Annotated in this window: 14 protein-coding genes; 9 read left to right on the top strand and 5 right to left on the bottom strand. The window is 43.9% G+C overall.

What is annotated here, in order from left to right; translation table 11 throughout:
• The first annotated feature begins 6 nt into the window (after nucleotides 1-6).
• The 3 genes from ispG to pgi are packed head-to-tail and all read left to right on the top strand — an operon-like array spanning nucleotide 7 to nucleotide 4,057.
• A complete protein-coding gene (gene ispG, locus OMP94_RS06795; protein ID WP_416240455.1) occupies nucleotides 7-1,131 on the top strand; it encodes a flavodoxin-dependent (E)-4-hydroxy-3-methylbut-2-enyl-diphosphate synthase in 1,125 nt (374 codons plus the stop codon).
• Between the two features lie 2 nt (nucleotides 1,132-1,133).
• Entirely contained in the window at nucleotides 1,134-2,402 is a 1,269-nt protein-coding gene (gene hisS, locus OMP94_RS06790) for a histidine--tRNA ligase (protein WP_266277526.1), read from the top strand.
• Between the two features lie 17 nt (nucleotides 2,403-2,419).
• A complete protein-coding gene (pgi, locus tag OMP94_RS06785) occupies nucleotides 2,420-4,057 on the top strand; it encodes a glucose-6-phosphate isomerase (RefSeq protein ID WP_266277525.1) in 1,638 nt (545 codons plus the stop codon).
• Between the two features lie 3 nt (nucleotides 4,058-4,060).
• Here pgi and ppk2 read toward each other — a convergent pair whose 3' ends face one another.
• Both ppk2 and glgB read right to left on the bottom strand, forming a co-directional pair.
• Entirely contained in the window at nucleotides 4,061-4,831 is a 771-nt protein-coding gene (gene ppk2 / locus OMP94_RS06780; protein ID WP_266277524.1) for a polyphosphate kinase 2, read from the bottom strand.
• Nucleotides 4,831-7,008, bottom strand: a complete 2,178-nt coding sequence (gene glgB, locus OMP94_RS06775) for a 1,4-alpha-glucan branching protein GlgB (RefSeq protein WP_266277523.1) — start codon at nucleotides 7,006-7,008, stop codon at nucleotides 4,831-4,833. The genes ppk2 and glgB overlap by 1 nt, the downstream gene beginning before the upstream one ends.
• Nucleotides 7,009-7,107: 99 nt before the next feature.
• Here glgB and glgC point away from each other — a divergent pair, with 99 nt between their 5' ends.
• Genes glgC through OMP94_RS06755 form a run of 4 tightly spaced genes read left to right on the top strand, consistent with a single transcriptional unit; the run spans nucleotide 7,108 to nucleotide 11,890 of the window.
• Nucleotides 7,108-8,376 carry a glucose-1-phosphate adenylyltransferase gene (gene glgC, locus OMP94_RS06770; RefSeq protein WP_266277522.1) on the top strand — a complete coding sequence of 423 codons (1,269 nt, stop codon included), beginning with the start codon at nucleotides 7,108-7,110 and terminating at the stop codon, nucleotides 8,374-8,376.
• 25 nt (nucleotides 8,377-8,401) lie between these two features.
• The gene (locus OMP94_RS06765) at nucleotides 8,402-10,048 is read left to right on the top strand and encodes a glycoside hydrolase family 57 protein (RefSeq protein WP_266277521.1); all 1,647 of its coding nucleotides are present in this window, start codon (nucleotides 8,402-8,404) and stop codon (nucleotides 10,046-10,048) included.
• A 2-nt stretch (nucleotides 10,049-10,050) separates the two neighbouring features.
• Nucleotides 10,051-11,508, top strand: coding sequence for a 4-alpha-glucanotransferase (gene malQ, locus OMP94_RS06760; protein ID WP_266277519.1), 1,458 nt, complete (start codon nucleotides 10,051-10,053; stop codon nucleotides 11,506-11,508).
• On the top strand, nucleotides 11,486-11,890 hold the full coding sequence (locus OMP94_RS06755; protein ID WP_266277518.1) for a glycine cleavage system protein H: 405 nt from the start codon (nucleotides 11,486-11,488) through the stop codon (nucleotides 11,888-11,890). Before malQ ends, OMP94_RS06755 begins: the two co-directional genes overlap by 23 nt.
• Here OMP94_RS06755 and OMP94_RS06750 read toward each other — a convergent pair.
• Both OMP94_RS06750 and OMP94_RS06745 read right to left on the bottom strand, forming a co-directional pair.
• Nucleotides 11,875-12,990, bottom strand: a complete 1,116-nt coding sequence (locus tag OMP94_RS06750; protein WP_266277517.1) for an anhydro-N-acetylmuramic acid kinase — start codon at nucleotides 12,988-12,990, stop codon at nucleotides 11,875-11,877. The genes OMP94_RS06755 and OMP94_RS06750 overlap by 16 nt on opposite strands.
• A complete protein-coding gene (locus OMP94_RS06745; protein ID WP_266277516.1) occupies nucleotides 12,990-14,510 on the bottom strand; it encodes an OapA family protein in 1,521 nt (506 codons plus the stop codon). Before OMP94_RS06745 ends, OMP94_RS06750 begins: the two co-directional genes overlap by 1 nt.
• A gap of 123 nt (nucleotides 14,511-14,633) precedes the next feature.
• Here OMP94_RS06745 and tyrS point away from each other — a divergent pair, with 123 nt between their 5' ends.
• On the top strand, nucleotides 14,634-15,830 hold the full coding sequence (gene tyrS / locus OMP94_RS06740; RefSeq protein WP_266277515.1) for a tyrosine--tRNA ligase: 1,197 nt from the start codon (nucleotides 14,634-14,636) through the stop codon (nucleotides 15,828-15,830).
• A gap of 58 nt (nucleotides 15,831-15,888) precedes the next feature.
• On the opposite strand, the gene OMP94_RS06735 is transcribed toward tyrS, so the two are convergent.
• A complete protein-coding gene (locus OMP94_RS06735) occupies nucleotides 15,889-16,380 on the bottom strand; it encodes a hypothetical protein (RefSeq protein ID WP_266277514.1) in 492 nt (163 codons plus the stop codon).
• A gap of 133 nt (nucleotides 16,381-16,513) precedes the next feature.
• Here OMP94_RS06735 and OMP94_RS06730 point away from each other — a divergent pair, with 133 nt between their 5' ends.
• Nucleotides 16,514-17,497 (top strand): helix-turn-helix domain-containing protein, encoded by a 984-nt coding sequence (locus tag OMP94_RS06730; RefSeq protein WP_266277513.1) that lies wholly within the window; start codon nucleotides 16,514-16,516, stop codon nucleotides 17,495-17,497.
• Nucleotides 17,498-17,867 lie beyond the last annotated feature (370 nt).

Genomic DNA, 17,867 nt, shown 5'->3' with positions numbered 1-17,867 from the left:
AATATGATGGAAACCAGTCACCTCATCAAACGTCGTAAATCAAGACAAATCATGGTCGGTAATGTACCAGTTGGGGGTGATGCTCCTGTTGCTGTACAGAGCATGACCAACACTGAAACAACTGACGTTGCGGCAACTGTCGCGCAAATTCAGCGACTACAACAAGTTGGCGCCGATTTGGTACGTGTATCTGTTCCTTCAATGGATGCGGCCGAAGCGTTTGGTGAAATTAAAAAACAAACCAGTATTCCGCTGATTGCTGATATTCATTTTGATTACAAAATTGCCTTACGCGTTGCTGAATTAGGCGTGGATTGCTTACGAATCAACCCGGGTAATATCGGACGTGAAGACAGGGTGCGTGCAGTTGTTGATAAAGCGCGTGATTTTAATATTCCAATCCGTATTGGTGTGAATGCCGGCTCTTTAGAAAAAGAATTGCAAAAGAAATATGGCGAGCCAACTCCCGATGCATTGGTGGAATCAGCGATGCGTCATATTGATATCCTCGATAGGCTTAACTTTCCTGACTTTAAAGTCAGCTTGAAAGCGTCAGATGTCTTCATGACCGTCTTTGCCTATCGGAAACTAGCTGACCAAATCGAACAGCCACTGCACTTAGGTATCACCGAAGCCGGCGGATTACGTAGCGGTTCAGTGAAATCAGCGATTGGTTTAGGCATGCTGTTGGCAGAAGGTATTGGCGATACCATTCGTGTTTCCCTTGCAGCAGATCCCGTTGAAGAAATTCGTGTTGGCTTTGATATTTTGAAGAGCCTACGTATTCGTAGTAAAGGCATTAACTTAATTGCTTGTCCTTCATGTTCAAGACAACAGTTTGATGTGATTTCTACGGTTAATGCACTTGAAGCAAGACTAGATGACATTATCGAGCCAATGGATGTTGCCGTTATCGGTTGCGTTGTAAATGGTCCGGGTGAAGCTAAAGAGGCTGCTATCGGCCTGACAGGTGGTACACCAAACTTACTTTATAAAGATGGTAAACCTCATCATAAGGTAGAAAACGATGCACTGGTCGATGAATTAGAGCGCGAAATTCGGCAGCGAATTGCGCTGCGTAAACAAGGCGACAAAGCCGAGAAAGTAATACCGATAAAGGACATCAGTTAAAGGTGGCAGAATTGATCCGCTCAGTACGGGGAATGAACGATATTCTCCCGGAAGTGACGCCATATTGGCAGTATATTGAAACAACGCTCAGAAATGTTCTTGGCAGCTACGGTTATCGTGAGATTCGTTTGCCTGTCGTGGAAAAAACTGAACTCTTTAAACGCTCAATCGGTGAAGTAACCGATATCGTTGAAAAAGAGATGTATACCTTCGAAGACCGAAATGGTGACAGCTTAACGTTGCGTCCGGAAGGTACTGCGGGGTGCGTGCGTGCCGCAATGGAACATGGTCTACTCAATCAAAGCCAACGTCTTTGGTATATGGGCCCCATGTTTCGTCACGAACGCCCACAAAAAGGTCGTTATCGTCAGTTTCACCAATTGGGTGTAGAAGCTTATGGTTTTGATGGTCCGGATATTGATGCTGAATTAATTCTGCTAACGGCAAGACTATGGAAAGCGCTTGGCTTAACTGGCGTGACGTTGCAAATCAATTCATTAGGTAGCACGGAAGCACGACTGCAATATCGTGCTGAATTGATTCGTTACTTTGAACAACATCATGAACAGTTAGACGAAGATAGCCAGCGTCGATTGCATAGCAATCCTTTGCGTATTCTGGATAGCAAAAATCCAGATATGCAGGCATTAAATGATGCTGCGCCGAAACTTCTGGATCATCTTGACGCTGAATCACGTCAACATTTTGAGGTGCTTTGTCAGACATTAGATAAAGCGGGTATTAGTTATGAGGTTAATCCACGCTTAGTTCGCGGTCTCGACTATTACAGCAAGACAGTATTTGAGTGGGTAACAGATCAACTCGGCGCGCAAGGTACTGTCTGCGCAGGTGGTCGATATGATGGTCTGGTAGAGCAATTAGGTGGCAAAATGGCAACAGCCATTGGCTTTGCGATTGGTTTAGAACGTTTAATTGCGTTGTTAGAAGCCAACGATGCCTTGCCTGAAGCAACTGGCCCTGATGCTTACCTTGTTGCCGTTGGGGAAACAGCACAATCGGCAGCGACTGTTTTTGCCGAGCAACTCCGTGATCAACTCCCTTCTTTACGCTTGATTAGCCATTGTGGTGGTGGTAGTTTTAAAAGCCAATTTAAGCGGGCTGACCGTAGTGGTGCTCGTTGGACACTCATCCTTGGTGAAGAAGAAGTCGCACAGCAGCAGGTTGGTGTGAAAACCATGGCAACCGGCGAACAACAAACTATATCGTGGCAGGAATTGGCTGATTTTCTCAGTCAAAGTGCCCACCAGTAATAACAATAAGTAGAAATATGACACCATTAAATATCGCAGAGTGGCAATCTTTAGACCGGCACTATTCCGATGTGAAATATCTGTCGATGCGTGAGCAATTTGCGCTGGATTCTAGCCGCTTTGAGCACTTTTCAGTATACAGCGGTGATTTACTGCTGGATTACTCTAAAAATCGCATCACGCAAGAAACCATGGATAAGCTATTTGCATTAGCTGATGCTGTGGATATGCAAAGTTGGATTGACTGCATGTTTAGTGGTGAAGCGATTAACCATACCGAAGGTCGTGCTGTTCTGCACACGGCTTTGCGTAATCGTGCCAATACTCCGGTAATGGTCGATGGCAAAGATGTGATGCCTGAAGTGAATGCCGTGTTAGCCAAAATGGCCAACTTCTGCGGCAAGGTCCATAGCGGTGAATGGGTTGGTTTCACAGGTAAGCCTATGACCGATATCGTGAATATTGGTATCGGTGGCTCTGATTTAGGCCCTGCCATGATTTGTGACGCGCTTGAGCCATACGCAATTGATGGTTTGAAAGTTCACTTTGTATCTAATGTTGATGGTACAGATTTAAGTACTACGCTAGAAAAGCTGAACCCTGAAACCACGCTATTTGTTGTGGCTTCAAAAACATTTACTACGCAAGAAACATTGACCAATGCACAATCAGCTCGTCAATGGTTCTTGAAGTCAGCTCAACAAGCAGATGTTGCTAAACATTTTGTTGCTGTTTCAACCAATGCTGACGAAGTCTCTAAATTCGGTATTGATACCGACAACATGTTTGAGATTTGGGACTGGGTCGGTGGACGTTATTCACTGTGGAGCGCTATTGGTCTGCCAATTGCTTTGTATGTGGGCATGGATAACTTCGAGCGTTTATTGGATGGCGGTCATCAAATGGACCAGCATTTCCGTTCACAACCGTTCGCAAAAAACATCCCTGTGATTATGGGTTTGTTAGGTATTTGGTACATTAACTTCTTTAATGCCCAAACACATGCCATCGTTCCTTATGATCACTCGCTGGCACGTTTCCCAAGCCATATGCAGCAATTGGATATGGAAAGTAACGGTAAATTTATTAACCGTCAGGGCGCGCGTATTAGTTATAAAACTGGTCCTGTTATTTGGGGTACGCCGGGTACCAATGGTCAGCATGCGTATTTCCAGCTGATTCACCAGGGTACGCAATTGATCCCAGTTGATTTTGTGTTACCAGTCAATAGTCATTACCCAGAGTGTGATCATCAGTCAATTTTGTTGGCAAATGGTCTTGCACAAGCTGAAGCCTTGATGAAAGGCAAAAACGCTGAAGAAGTTCGATCTGAATTAGTAGCAAGTGGACTTGAAGGTAAAGAACTAGAAGCTTTATTACCGCACAAGGTTTTCCCAGGTAATCGTCCAAGTAATGTTCTATTGTTCCCGAAACTCACACCCGAAATGTTGGGCCAGTTAGTGGCACTTTATGAACACAAAGTGTTCGTTCAAGGTGTTGTTTGGAATATTAATTCATTCGACCAATGGGGCGTTGAGTTAGGTAAACAGCTTGCTAAAGCAATCTTGCCTGATCTTAAAGATAATGCAGAAATTTCAACGCATGATAGTTCGACTACCGAACTTATCAAACTGATTCGTACTTTACGTCAATAAGCGTTAATCAGATTGGCGGCGTTTGGGCTGGTTAAATACTGGCTCAAACACCTGCGAACTCTCAATCTTTTCTAACAACTCCAGATTCTTATCTGGATAATCTAAGACGCGTAAAAAGTGCTTCATACAATTTAGTCTGGCACTGCGTTTGTCATCAGATTTGATGATTGTCCAGGGTGAAGCAGGGGAGTGGGTAGCAGTAAACATGGCTTGTTTCGCTTCGGTATATTCATCCCACTTAGATTGCGCTGCTTCATCAATAGGGCTCAATTTCCAGTGTTTTAACGGATCATTACGGCGCGCATCAAATCGTTTTGCCTGCTCATCACGGCTGACAGAAAACCAATATTTAAATAATTGAATTCCATCATCGATCAGTAGTTTTTCGACTTGCGGTACTTGTTGTAGAAAGTGCTGATATTGTTGTTCAGTGGCAAACCCCATAACTCTCTCAATACCAGCACGGTTATACCAACTACGGTCAAATAGAACGATTTCACCAGCAGAAGGTAAGTGTTGGATATAGCGCTGAAAATACCACTGGCCTTGCTCAATATCGCTGGGTTTGGGAAGTGCAACAACACGCGCACCACGAGGATTAAGGTGTTCGGTAAAACGCTTTATGGTGCCGCCTTTTCCTGAGGCATCTCGCCCTTCAAACAAAACCAAGATCCGCTGCCCGGTTTCTTGCGTCCAATGCTGTACTTTCAGCAACTCAATTTGCAATAAGTACTTTTGTTCGCGATAGGTTGCCTCGGGCAGCAGTTTGTTCATTAACGAATCTTTTGCAGCATTAACCCGGCAAGTGGCGGCAGATTTAAAGTCACAGAATGTGCACGCTCAGCCCATGGCTGTGGATCACTATGCACTTCAATAGCTGTTTCAAAATTACTGCCCCAATAAAATTCAGAGTCGGAATTAAAAATAACGCGGTATGCACCTGCTTCTGGTACAGCAACACGATAGCTACCTCGGGTTACCGGGGTGAAGTTAAATACCGCCAAAATGCAGTCTTGTTCAGTCTTACGAATTAAACTTAATACGGATTGTTCATGGTCGTGGCAGTCCAACCATTCAAAGCCACGCGATTCAAAATCAAATGTATGTAGAGCGGGTAGTTCTTTATATAGCTGGTTTAAGTCTGTGACTAATTGTTGCAAGCCTTGGTGTGGCGGGTAATCAAGAACATACCATTCCAATTGGTTATCTGAGTTCCACTCGCTGCCTTGCCCAAACTCAGAGCCCATAAACAGTAGTTTTTTACCTGGATAGCAATACATAAATGTGTATAGCAAACGTAAGTTGGCAAACTGTTGCCATTCATCACCAGGCATTTTGTAGCGCATTGAGCGTTTGCCATGCACAACTTCATCATGCGAAAACGGTAAAACAAAGTTTTCAGTAAATGCGTAGAGCAGGCCAAACGTCAATTGATTGTGGTGATAACGACGATGAATTGGGTCCTGCTTCATGTATTCCAAGATGTCGTGCATCCAGCCCATATTCCATTTCATGGAAAAGCCAAGACCACCAATATCTGTTGGCCTTGAGACCATTGGGTAAGACGTTGATTCTTCAGCGGCAACAATACAGCCGGGATGAGCTTGATGAAGCACAGTGTTTACTTGCTTTAAAAACTCGATAACTTCTAGGTTTTCACGACCACCATAACGATTTGGTAACCATTCGCCTTCTTTGCGTGAGTAGTCCAAATACAGCATTGATGCGACAGCATCGACACGTAAACCATCAATATGGAACTCTTCTAACCAGAAAAAAGCACTGGATAACAAAAAGTTACGGACCTCATTTCGACCGTAGTTGAAAATCAATGTGCCCCAGTCTTGATGCTCACCTAAACGGGGATCTTCATGTTCATAAAGTGCTGAGCCATCAAAACGGGCGAGGCCATGTGCATCTTTAGGGAAATGGCCCGGCACCCAGTCGAGTAGTACGCCAATATCATTTTGGTGACATTTATCGACTAAATAACGAAACTCATCAGGTGTGCCGAAGCGACTAGTCGCGGCATAGTATCCGGTGGTTTGATAGCCCCAAGACATATCTAATGGATGCTCGGTAATGGGCAACAATTCGATATGGGTAAAACCTAATTGTTTTACATAAGGCACTAGAGTGTCTGCAAGCTCACGATAACTATAAAAACTGCCATCGGCGTGACGTCGCCATGAACCTAAATGTACTTCGTAAACACTGTGTGGACTGTGTAACCAATCGCTGCGTTCGCGTTTGTCCATCCAGTTTTGGTCTTGCCATTTGTAATGGCTGCTAAACACTTTTGAAGCTGTGCCTGGACGCAATTCACTGCCTTGACCATACGGGTCTTGTTTTAAGTGTAGGCTGCCATCATGGTGATTGCGAAGCTCAAATTTATAAAGGTCGCCTGGTTTTAGATCGGGAATAAATAATTCCCACACGCCACTATTGCCACGAACACGCATAGGATGTCTTCTGCCATCCCACTGATTAAAGTTACCAACAACACTGACGCGTTGCGCATTAGGTGCCCAAGTGGCGAATAACACACCTTCAACACCATCAATGGTTTTGGCATGTGCGCCAAGCATCCGGTAAGCATGCCAATGGCGACCTTCTGCAAACAGGTGCAGATCATATTCAGAAATCTGTGGTCCGAAACTATATGCATCAAACTGCTTGAACGTCGTTTGGTTTTTAAATTGTTTATTTAGCGCATAGGGCCATTGAACTTCACCAATGCTGCCGCGCCATTCAAACAAGTCGGTGCCAGCTAACCGTTTTAAGGGTTCACCATTTTCAAGTGTGACGGACTCACAATCAGGTAAAAATGCGGTGATAATGGCCTCACCATTACGCTCATGTAAACCTAATATGGAAAAAGGATCATGGTGGCGTGCTTCGATGATTTTTTCCTGATCAGCTGTCAACTTATTTTCAAAAAAATTGGGCATACTATCCTTCATCATTTTTTTTATTGCTCAGCAGGCCGGGCTTGTGGCAGGCTTGAGTTCATTACAACATACTTTGCACGCCAGTAGCCGAGGATCCTAATGTCCAAAAATAATAGCACGCGCTTTGTCAGTCGTCTTACCAGAGATACACTCGCTTTAATTCTTGCGGGAGGTCGTGGTTCACGACTGAAACAATTGACGGATTGGCGTGCTAAACCGGCCGTACCATTTGGCGGTAAGTTTAGAATTATTGATTTTCCATTATCAAACTGCGTTAACTCCGGTATTCGCCGAGTAGGGGTTTTAACGCAATATAAAGCGCACTCATTAATTCGTCATATCCAACAAGGTTGGGGGTTTATGCGTGGTGCTTTGGGCGAGTTTGTCGAGTTGTTGCCAGCATCTCAACGTACGGCGGAAGGCTGGTATGCGGGTACGGCCGACGCGGTTTACCAAAATATTGATATTTTGCGAAATCATGGCGCCGAGTATGTATTGATTCTTGCTGGTGATCACATCTACAAAATGGATTACGGTGATATGTTGGCAGAGCATGTCGCGCAAAACGCGGACATGACAATTGGCTGCATTGAAGTGCCATTAGACCAAGCAAAAGCATTTGGTGTTATGTCTGTTGATGTGAATCGTCGAATTGTTGCATTTGATGAAAAACCGGCTGAACCAACCCCAATGCCGGGCCGCGATGATGTCGCACTTGCCTCAATGGGTATTTATATCTTTAACGCAGCATTTCTGTATGAACAATTAATCAAAGATGCCGATTCACCAAGATCTACGCATGATTTTGGTCACGACATTATTCCGAGCTTGATTAAGCATTACAAAGTAATCGCATTCCCTTACAAAGACGTTCAGGGTAATGATCCTGGCTACTGGCGTGATGTAGGGACTATCGATGCTTTCTGGTCTGCCAACCTAGAGTTAATTGGTGTCACGCCAGAGCTAAATTTATATGATGATGATTGGCCAATTTGGACTCATCAAGCGCAGCAACCTCCCGCAAAGTTTGTATTTGATGATGATGACCGTCGGGGTATGGCGGTAGACTCTATGGTTTCTGGCGGTTGTATTATTTCGGGTTCCACTGTTCGACACTCGGTGTTATTTTCAAACGTAGAAGTACATAGTTTCAGTGTGGTAGAAGACAGCGTGGTCTTGCCAGACGTCAGTATCGGTCGAAACTGTCGTCTTAAGAAAGTCGTTTTGGACAAAGGCTGTATCGTTCCCCCTGGTACGGTCATTGGTGAGGATTTAGAAGCCGATGCCAAACGATTTGAGGTTTCACCCAATGGTGTCGTTTTAGTGACACCTGAAATGTTAGGTCAAAACTATCGCTATGTCCGCTAAATTAAAAGTCGTTTTATGCTGGCACATGCACCAGCCGCAATATAGTGAGCCAATGGGCGGCATGTATCAGCTGCCTTGGACCTATTTGCATGCCATTAAAGATTACGCAGATATGGCTTGGCACCTTGAAAATGTGCCCCAAGCCAAAGCTGTTGTTAACTTTGCTCCGACGCTACTTGAGCAGTTGGATGATTATGACCAGCAACTAAAAGGGCGCTTTAAGGGTACTGGCCGATTAAAAGATCCACTACTTATCGCGCTAGACTCACCAGTACAACCAACGCATGCTGGTGAGCGTCGTAAATTGATTAATGCTTGTTTACGCGCCAATGAAGAGAAACTGATTGCACCGTTTCCTCAGTTTGCCAAGTTAGTGGATATTGCCCGATGGGCTTTGGAACAAACTGAACGTTTACGTTACTTAAACGAACAGTTTTTGGTCGATTTATTAGTTTGGTATCACTTGGTTTGGATGGCTGAATCGGTCCGTCGGAGCGATATTCGTATTCAAGCCTTAATGAAAAAAGGCCAGTTATTCACGTTTCACGATCGTCGTCAGTTAATGACAGTGATTGGGGAGATTCTTAACGACCTTATTCCACGCTACCGCCGATTAGCTGAATCAGGTCGTGTTGAACTTTCTGTTACGCCTTATGCGCATCCAATCTTGCCATTGATGTTGGATATTAATTCAACATTAGAAGCGATGCCTGATGCCCCCCTTCCTGAAATCAAAGCATATCCAGGTGGTGCTGAGCGTGCTCAATGGCATATTGAGGAGGGCTTACGTGTATTTGAGTCATTCTTTGGTTTTCGCCCTAAAGGCTGCTGGCCATCGGAAGGGGCTGTCTCGGCTGCGACGATGCCATTAATTGCAAGTCACGGCTTTACTTGGGTAGCAACCGGCGAGAATGTATTGCGAAACAGCTTGAATAAGTCGGCAATGAACGATGCCAATATTCACAAGCCTTATCGTGTTAAAAACCAACCGCCGGCATGCTTTTTCCGTGATGATGGTTTATCGGATTTGATTGGCTTTACCTACACCAAGTGGGGCGCTGAGGATGCGGTAAATGATTTTATTCATCACTTGATGAATATTAAAGCGAATACAGAAAACGATGCCGATCGTGTGGTTTCCGTTATCTTAGATGGTGAGAATGCCTGGGAGTACTACTCTTACAATGGGTATTATTTCTTACAGTCTCTGTACAAACGTTTGGTTGCACATCCTGATATTGAGTTAACAACGTTCAGCAATTGTCTTGAAGCTGGCGTAAAACCTGGAGAGTTACCTGAAATGGTTGCTGGTAGCTGGGTTTATGGCAGTTTCTCTACCTGGATTGGTGATCCTGATAAAAACCGCGGTTGGGATTTATTAAGCCATGCCAAACAGGTCTATGACCAGGTGATGGCCGAAAATGAGTTTGACAGTGAAACGCAACAAGCGATTGACCGCCAACTTGCGATTTGCGAGGGCTCTGATTGGTTCTGGTGGTTTGGTGATTATAACTCTGCTGAGAGCGTAAGCGATTTCGAGCGCTTGTACCGATTACACTTATCTAATCTATATCAAATGCTGGGACAGGAAGTACCACAAATACTGTCAGAAGTTGTATCTCATGGCGGGGGTATGGCGGAACAAGGCGGCACAATGCGACGCGGAAGTTAACTATGGAACAGGCGCATATTTTTTGTCAGCGTCGTAGTGGCGTGTTACTACACGTCACCAGTTTACCTTCCGGCAATTTGGGCAAAGATGCCTACCGGTTTGTTGATTTTCTTCAACAAGCAGGGGTCACCGTTTGGCAAATGTTGCCTTTAGGGCCAACACATAGCGATGGCTCTCCCTATCAGTGTCTGTCTGCACACGCTGGCAATACCCGTCTCATTAGCCTGGAAAAAATTCGTCAGCAGCCATGGTGTCAGTCAGAAGAGTTATCGGGCGGTAAGATTGCGGCACAAATTGCTTTAGCGTATCGACATTTCACAACTTATGCGGCAGATGACCTAAAAAATGCTTTTGCCAAATTTTGTGCTGATGAGTCTTACTGGTTAGACGATTACGTTTTATTTAGAGAAATCCGTCAACTTCAGCATTCAACAGCTTGGTTTGACTGGCCTGCACCGCTTAGAGATCGGCAAGAGCCCGCCTTAGTTGAAATTCGTAAACAACGTAGCGAATCACTCAATATTCGTCGATTTGAGCAGTTTATGTTCTTTTCACAGTGGCAAGCACTCAAAACCTATGCAAACCAGCGTGGTGTGAAGTTGTTTGGTGACATGCCTATTTTTGTAGCGCACGACAGCGCTGATGTATGGGCTGAACCGAAGTTATTTACGCTGGACGCTACTGGGGAGCCCGAAAAAGTTGCTGGTGTACCACCGGACTATTTTTCTGAAACGGGGCAGCGCTGGGGAAATCCGCTTTATCACTGGCAAACTCATATCGATAGCAATTTTGATTGGTGGCAAAGACGCTTACAGACACAACTTAAACTATTTGATTTGATCCGCATCGATCACTTTAGAGGTTTTGAGTCTTGTTGGGAGATCCCTGCGAGTTGTGAAACAGCCATTGAAGGACAATGGGCAAAAGCGCCGGGTGAGCAATTATTTAATGCTTTACTTGAGCGGTTTGATGAGTTGCCTCTAGTTGCAGAAGACTTGGGCATTATTACCGATGAAGTGAATGCACTGCGTGAAAAATTTGCCATGCCCGGTATGAAGATTCTGCAGTTTGCTTTTGGTGGTGATGCCACCAACCCCTATTTGCCACATCAACATACCACGGACAGTGTGACTTATACCGGTACTCACGATAACAATACAACTTTAGGTTGGTATCAAACTTTAGATGACGGGGCAAAACATCATCTTCATGCCTATGTCGGTCATAGTGATGAAGGCATGCCATGGCTACTCAATAGAATGGCACTTATGTCTGTTTCGTCATTAGCGGTATTACCAATGCAAGATGTATTGGCTCTTGATGGTGCGCACCGTATGAATGTCCCTGGTACGACTGAAGATAACTGGCGTTGGCGCTTTCAATGGGATATGTTGCCACCTGATTGTGCTCAAGTATTAAGAGATATGAATGCTCTGTATGGAAGACTGGTTGCTGACTAACCAGTCTATGCCAACATTATTCAGCAAGAGTCATTTATGGTTTCGGCGATTAGGTGCTGAAGCTTATCAAGTAGGTATTACTGAGTTTTATCAAGATCAGCTATCTGACCTACACCATATTAGCTTTGGTGTTGCTGAAAACACCGAAATACAGGCATATGAGTCTATATGTACGCTTGAATCAGCAAAGTCGTTGACGGAAATAAACTTGCCATTTTCGGCACGTCTTAAACAAATCAACAAAACGCTTTTTCTAGATGTAGCCTTAATAAATCAACAGCCTGAAACCGAAGGTTGGCTTTTTGTGATTGAGCAACCCGGACTATCGTGGCAAACAAAATTACTCGGTGATAACGAATACCAAGCTTATCTTGACCAGTAAATGCCACCGAGAATACTATCGTGTTTCGCGCCAGTAACAGACGCAATACTGCCAGTTTGGTGGTTCATCGTCTGACAAGCTAGCCAAGCAAAGGCACTGGCTTCTACTAAGTCTGCTGAGAGTCCATGTTGGTCAGTCGTATCTACTTGTATGTCTGGCAGTAAATGTTGGATAGCCTTGATGAGTGCTGAGTTATGAGCGCCACCACCACAAATAATCACCCTCTGGGTGTTGCTAGCATGAGTTAAAACCGCATCTGCAATTGATTTTGCAGTGAGAGTTAACAATGTTGCTTGAATATCTTCAGCTTTAAAGTTATCAGCGTGTTTTGCCAGCGCTGCTTTTAACCATGGTAAGTGGAAGAGCTCGCGACCACTGCTTTTGGGCGGCGGCAGAGCGAAGTAATCATCGTTTAGTAAAGTCTCTAGTAACGCAGATTGCACATTACCAGTTGCTGCCCAATCACCATTAGCATCAAAGCGTTTACTCTGGTATTGATTGATCCAAGAATCCATCAGGGTATTACCTGGCCCTGTATCAAAACCCTGTATTGCTTGCTGAGGATCTGAAGGAAGGATTGTGATATTGGCGATCCCACCAATATTAACGATAACTCTGTTCTCTGAATCATCACGAAACATGATTTCATGAAAGCCCGGCACCATAGGAGCGCCTTGACCACCACACACCATATCGCGTTGTCTTATGTCGACAACAGTGTTGATACCTGTTCGCTCAACGATAGGGTTTGCATTGCCAATTTGCATGCTAAATGGGTGGGGAGATTCGGGGGAATGAAAAATCGTTTGGCCGTGACAGCCGATAGCACTAACGTTCTCTGCTGGGCAGTTAGCTTGGTCTAATAACGCAATAACGGCATCAGCATAGAGGTGACCAAGCGCCATGTCCAAATCTCCAAGAGCTTGAAGACTACAGTGCTGATCTTTAATGAGGTTATGAATTGCTTGCTGTATCTCGACAGGATAGTCGAGTGTTTGGGCCGCGATCAGTTTTGGGGTATTGCCTGGTGTGATATCTAGTAGTGCTGTATCAATTCCATCAACACTGGTGCCTGACATCACACCAACATAAAGCGCCATTAGTCGATATTGAAAGCGATTGTTGGAATTTGAACATTATCCAGACGTGCTAACAATGGCTCAGAGAGCATTGCAAATTGCTGACGATATTGTGCTGGTAAAGCTTCTGCTTTAGGCAGCTCAACAGTTAATGGATCTTTGTGAACGCCATCAACACGGAATTCGTAATGCAAATGTGGACCCGTAGCTAAACCACTACTACCGATATAACCAATCACATCACCTTGTCTAACGCGCTGACCAACTTTGATACCAGATTTATAACGTGACATATGTGCAAACAACGTGGTGTATCTACCACCATGAGACAAAATCACAGTACGTCCGTAGCCACCTTTGTTACCAACAAAGCTAACTTTACCGTCACCTGTTGCAAGAATTGGGGTACCGGTTGCTGCCGCATAGTCTGTACCACGATGAGGACGGTTAGTTTTCAATACTGGGTGTTTGCGGTTAGGGTTAAAGCCTGAGCTGATACGTGAAATTGGCACAGGCGTGCGCGTAAAGGCTTTACGCATGCTATCACCTGTTGGGGTGTAATAACGGCTGGTACCTTCATCATCAGTAAAGCGAACCGCGCGGAAGGATTTGCCACGATTGGTAAATTCCGCTGCTAAAATTTCACCATCATCGATTTTGTCACCATCTAAGTAGTTTTCGTTGTAAACAACTTTAAAACTATCGCCTTGGCGTAAATCTAGGGCAAAGTCGATGTCCCAGCCGAAAATATAAGCGAGTTCCATGATCAATTTATCTGACATGCCAGCTTTTTGGCCATCAAGGAAAAGCGAGCTTTGGATTTCGCCACCAACAACTTGCTGGCGTTTTTCAATTTCACGCTCATGCGTTTCAGCAATATAGCCATCATCGACAGCAGTCAATGACAGTGTTTTGATTGGATCGAGTTGTAACTCAAGGGCAATCAGATTAAGTGAATCGTCTTCTTCAGCAGGCTCCAAACCAACGCGAAGTAGTTGACCTGGTTTTAAATTCAGTAATGGTTTGATGTTTTCAGTTTGGGCGACATGAAAGACATCTGTTGCTGTTAAACCAAGGCGTGGGAAAATTCGTGACAAGTTGTCACCCGATACGATTTCAACTTCCTGCCAATTGACATTGCTATCACGTGGCTCGGCAACTAAAGCAACGTTCTCAGGGGATTCCACTGGAATTCCACCTGTCTGAAGGTGTAGTTGTTCGGTTGCTTCAACATCTGAAATAGGTGTTTCGTCAGTTGCTTTACTTTGAACCGTCAGTGGTGTGATGGCAGCTGCTGGTGATTTGGTGATAGGTGATGCAAGTGCATGCATTTCCTGTTTGATTTCAGGAAGTTTGATAACTTGGCTTTGACTAGTAGGTGCTGGGGCACTGGTTGCTAGTACCATTGTTGTCAGAAAGATACCCGCAATAGCTAATACAGACACAAACATAAAGTGTCGATTTTTGTGCGGTGCTAAACGCTCTGACTTGAAGATACGTGTCTGCTGTGATGGGCTCAGAAGTCTATTACGTTTCTTCATGGACAGTCTCTTGCTAGTTATAAATTCGTCCAATTCTCTCAGTATTTGATGATAATTGAAACCCCTTAAATTACTGCGCATGTGGTAACATCTGCGCCCAAATTGAAACCTTGGAGAGTTGTCATGATCCCTGTGCAAGAGGCGATGGCCGAAATTCGTCGCGGCGTTGAAGAAATTTTGGTTGAAGAAGAGCTAATTGAGAAACTTAAAAAAGGCCAGCCGCTTCGTATTAAAGCCGGTTTTGACCCAACTGCTCCTGATCTGCATTTAGGTCACACTGTTCTCATCAATAAGTTACGTCAGTTTCAACAAATGGGACACACGGTTATCTTTTTGATCGGTGACTTTACTGGTCTGATTGGTGACCCCACTGGTAAGAGTGCCACACGTCCACCACTAACCTCAGAAGAAATTGAAGCGAATGCCCGTACCTATAAAGAGCAGGTATTCAAAATTTTAGATCCAGAAAAAACTGAGGTACGCTTCAACTCCGAGTGGTTTGGCAATAAAGGTGCTGACTTTATGATTAAGTTAGCGGGGCAACTAAGCGTTGCGCGAATGCTAGAGCGTGATGATTTCAAAAAGCGCTTTAAAGCTAACCAGTCCATTTCAATCCATGAGTTTCTTTATCCTCTAGTTCAGGGGTATGACTCTGTGGCGTTAGAAGCTGATGTTGAACTCGGTGGTACCGATCAGAAATTTAACTTATTGATGGGACGTGAGCTGCAAAAAGCAGAAGGACAAGATGCCCAGGTAGTGATAATGACGCCCTTACTAGAAGGTTTGGACGGTGTTAAGAAAATGTCGAAGTCTCTTGGTAACTACGTAGGTATTACTGAAGCGCCAGGTACCATGTTCCAAAAAATTGTTTCTATCCCTGATTCACTGATGTGGCGCTGGTATGAACTATTGTCTTTCAAATCATTAAAAGAAATTGAGGATTTGAAAACCAGCGTTGAAAACGGTGCTAACCCCCGTGATGTGAAGATCGACTTAGCACGTGAGATTGTTGCACGTTTTCATGGTGAGGAAGCTGCATTGAATGCGCATAAAGGTGCAGGCAATGTCATCACCGAAGGTGAAGTGCCGGAGGGAACACCTGAAGTTACGATTGAGCTGGAAGGGCAATCTGAACTAGCCATATCTGCTGTTATTAACAAAGCAAATCTAGCTGCTAATTCAGCTCAAGCTAGGGATATGTTAAAAAACGGAAGTGTGAAAGTTGATTGGCAAGTGATTGAACCAACGTTGCAGTTGGCGTCAGGCAAATATCTTATCCAAGCAGGTAAAAAGAAAATCGCTTGGGTGATTCTTAATTAGTATAGACACATATTTTGTTTATTACCGGCAGGCCTTATACCTGCCGGTAATCATAGCGTTACTTAAGTTCACGCCCACATCTTTTACAATTTTTATCCTGTTCATCGGTATTCAAGCTATTTTTCAGCACTAAGACAGCGCCTTTACCAAAGCCATAACTGGTAATGAGTAAGCTACTATATAAATAGATATTAGAGAGTCCAAACCAAAAACCGGTGGGGCTATAAAGCTCAGTTGCAGGATCAAGCGTTGGAAACATCGCATACATTAAAAATAGGCTGGAGTTAGTAAAGGCACCAACCACCATCGCCCAGCGAACATGCCAAGGTAAGCTCACGCGAGCAGCATAAAACCCAAATATCAAAGCGCTCATCAATAGAAAGTCGATATGTGCCTGCAATATCCTTGAAGGTTTACCCGGAAAAATTGCTTGCAAGAACTCAACTTGGTTGTACACACCGACTAAACACCAAGCCAGCAATAAAGCCATCAATATCCATAAACAAACACCACGAATTAAGACGGTGTTGATATCTGTTGCTTTAGACATGTTTATTCCTCTCTCTATTGTTATAGTTTAATTTGAGAAGTATGCCTTTAGCGCTTGTTCTAAACTTGCCTGAATTGGCGCTTTATTTTGATTAAATTGGTGATTACATATGCGTAATACACGGACTATAACAATGCCAAGTTACCAACAAAGTTTGTTACAACTTGGCGGACAACGTCTGTGTACTAAGCAACTTCCTGAAAGCCAGAGACTGGCATGGCTTAAAGATGTCATTGGTCGAGAATATGCCAATGTTGATATTCAACAACCTAAAGAGATGCAACTATTTAATGATATGTATCTCTTTCCATGGCAACGCGGCATGCGAGTATCACCGATACACTCAAATGCAATTTCTATACAACGGCTAGCTCAGGAACCAGACAAAGCCGAGCAAGATTGTTATTTCATTGTGATGCCAACGAATGGTGAATATAAATTAGAGCAGAGTGGCAGAGAGGTTTTTCTCAAACCGGGAGAGTTAACTCTGTATGACGCAACACAACCACATCGGATAGAAATACCAACAGCCTTTTCAAAGTTGCTGATCTCTGTGCCAAGACATCTATTAGATAGTCAGGTGCGTAATTTAAGTACGCTCACGGCAACTAATCTTTCTAAGAGCGCCAATCTAACCAAAGTCACTACATCGATGTTAGCCAGCATGCTAAATCAGTTGAATCAATTTAAAGCACCTGAGTTTCAGGCTTTAGCCGAACCAGTATTACAGCTTATTAATATGACTTTAAATGAAGCCAATGGTGATGAGATTAGATTATCGCGCCATAGAGAGTTGGCTTTACATAGGGTGAAAAATTACATATCCCATCATCTGGATGATAGCGAACTGAGTGCACAGCAAATTTCAAAGAGCGTTGGTTTGTCTATTCGTTACATAAATAACTTATTTATTGAAGAACAAACATCGTTGATGCGTTACCTAACCCAGCAGCGGTTAGCCTTAAGTCATCAATTGCTGAGTAGTCATCTATATAAACATTTTTCAATAACAGAAGTCGCGATGCGTTGCGGATTTAATAATCTGGCACATTTCAGCAGAGTTTTTCATCAAATATACGGACTTTCACCGAGAGAATTTCGCCAACAAGCAAAGTGATTGTCCGGCTTAAAGACGTCAATTGGTGTTAACCGACTAACAAAAGCATAAAAATTTAAAAATAAATTACGTATGAATTCATGCACCTAGAGCATGTCTTAAAGAGTTGGGAATTTCTTCCTGTTGACCTAATGCTCTGAGGCTGTAGAATGCCGCTCTTTCGTTGATTACGGCGGCTTTGAAAGCGACAAAGGATACGAAATAAAGTTTGACAGCCCTGGCGATTGGCGTATAATTCTCGCCTCTTTGCTGGCTTAGCTAGCAACGCTCTTTAACAAAACGGTATCAAGTAATTTGTGTGGGTACTTGCGTGGAAATGTTTCTTGAAAATATTTTGACGCTGAGTATTCGCTAAGAATGCAAACGTCAA

It is taken from the genome of Methylophaga sp. OBS3 (assembly GCF_026319325.1).
Lineage (GTDB): Bacteria > Pseudomonadota > Gammaproteobacteria > Nitrosococcales > Methylophagaceae > Methylophaga.
Note: the sequence above shows the minus strand (reverse complement) of the source record. Positions and strands in the feature narration are given on the sequence as shown.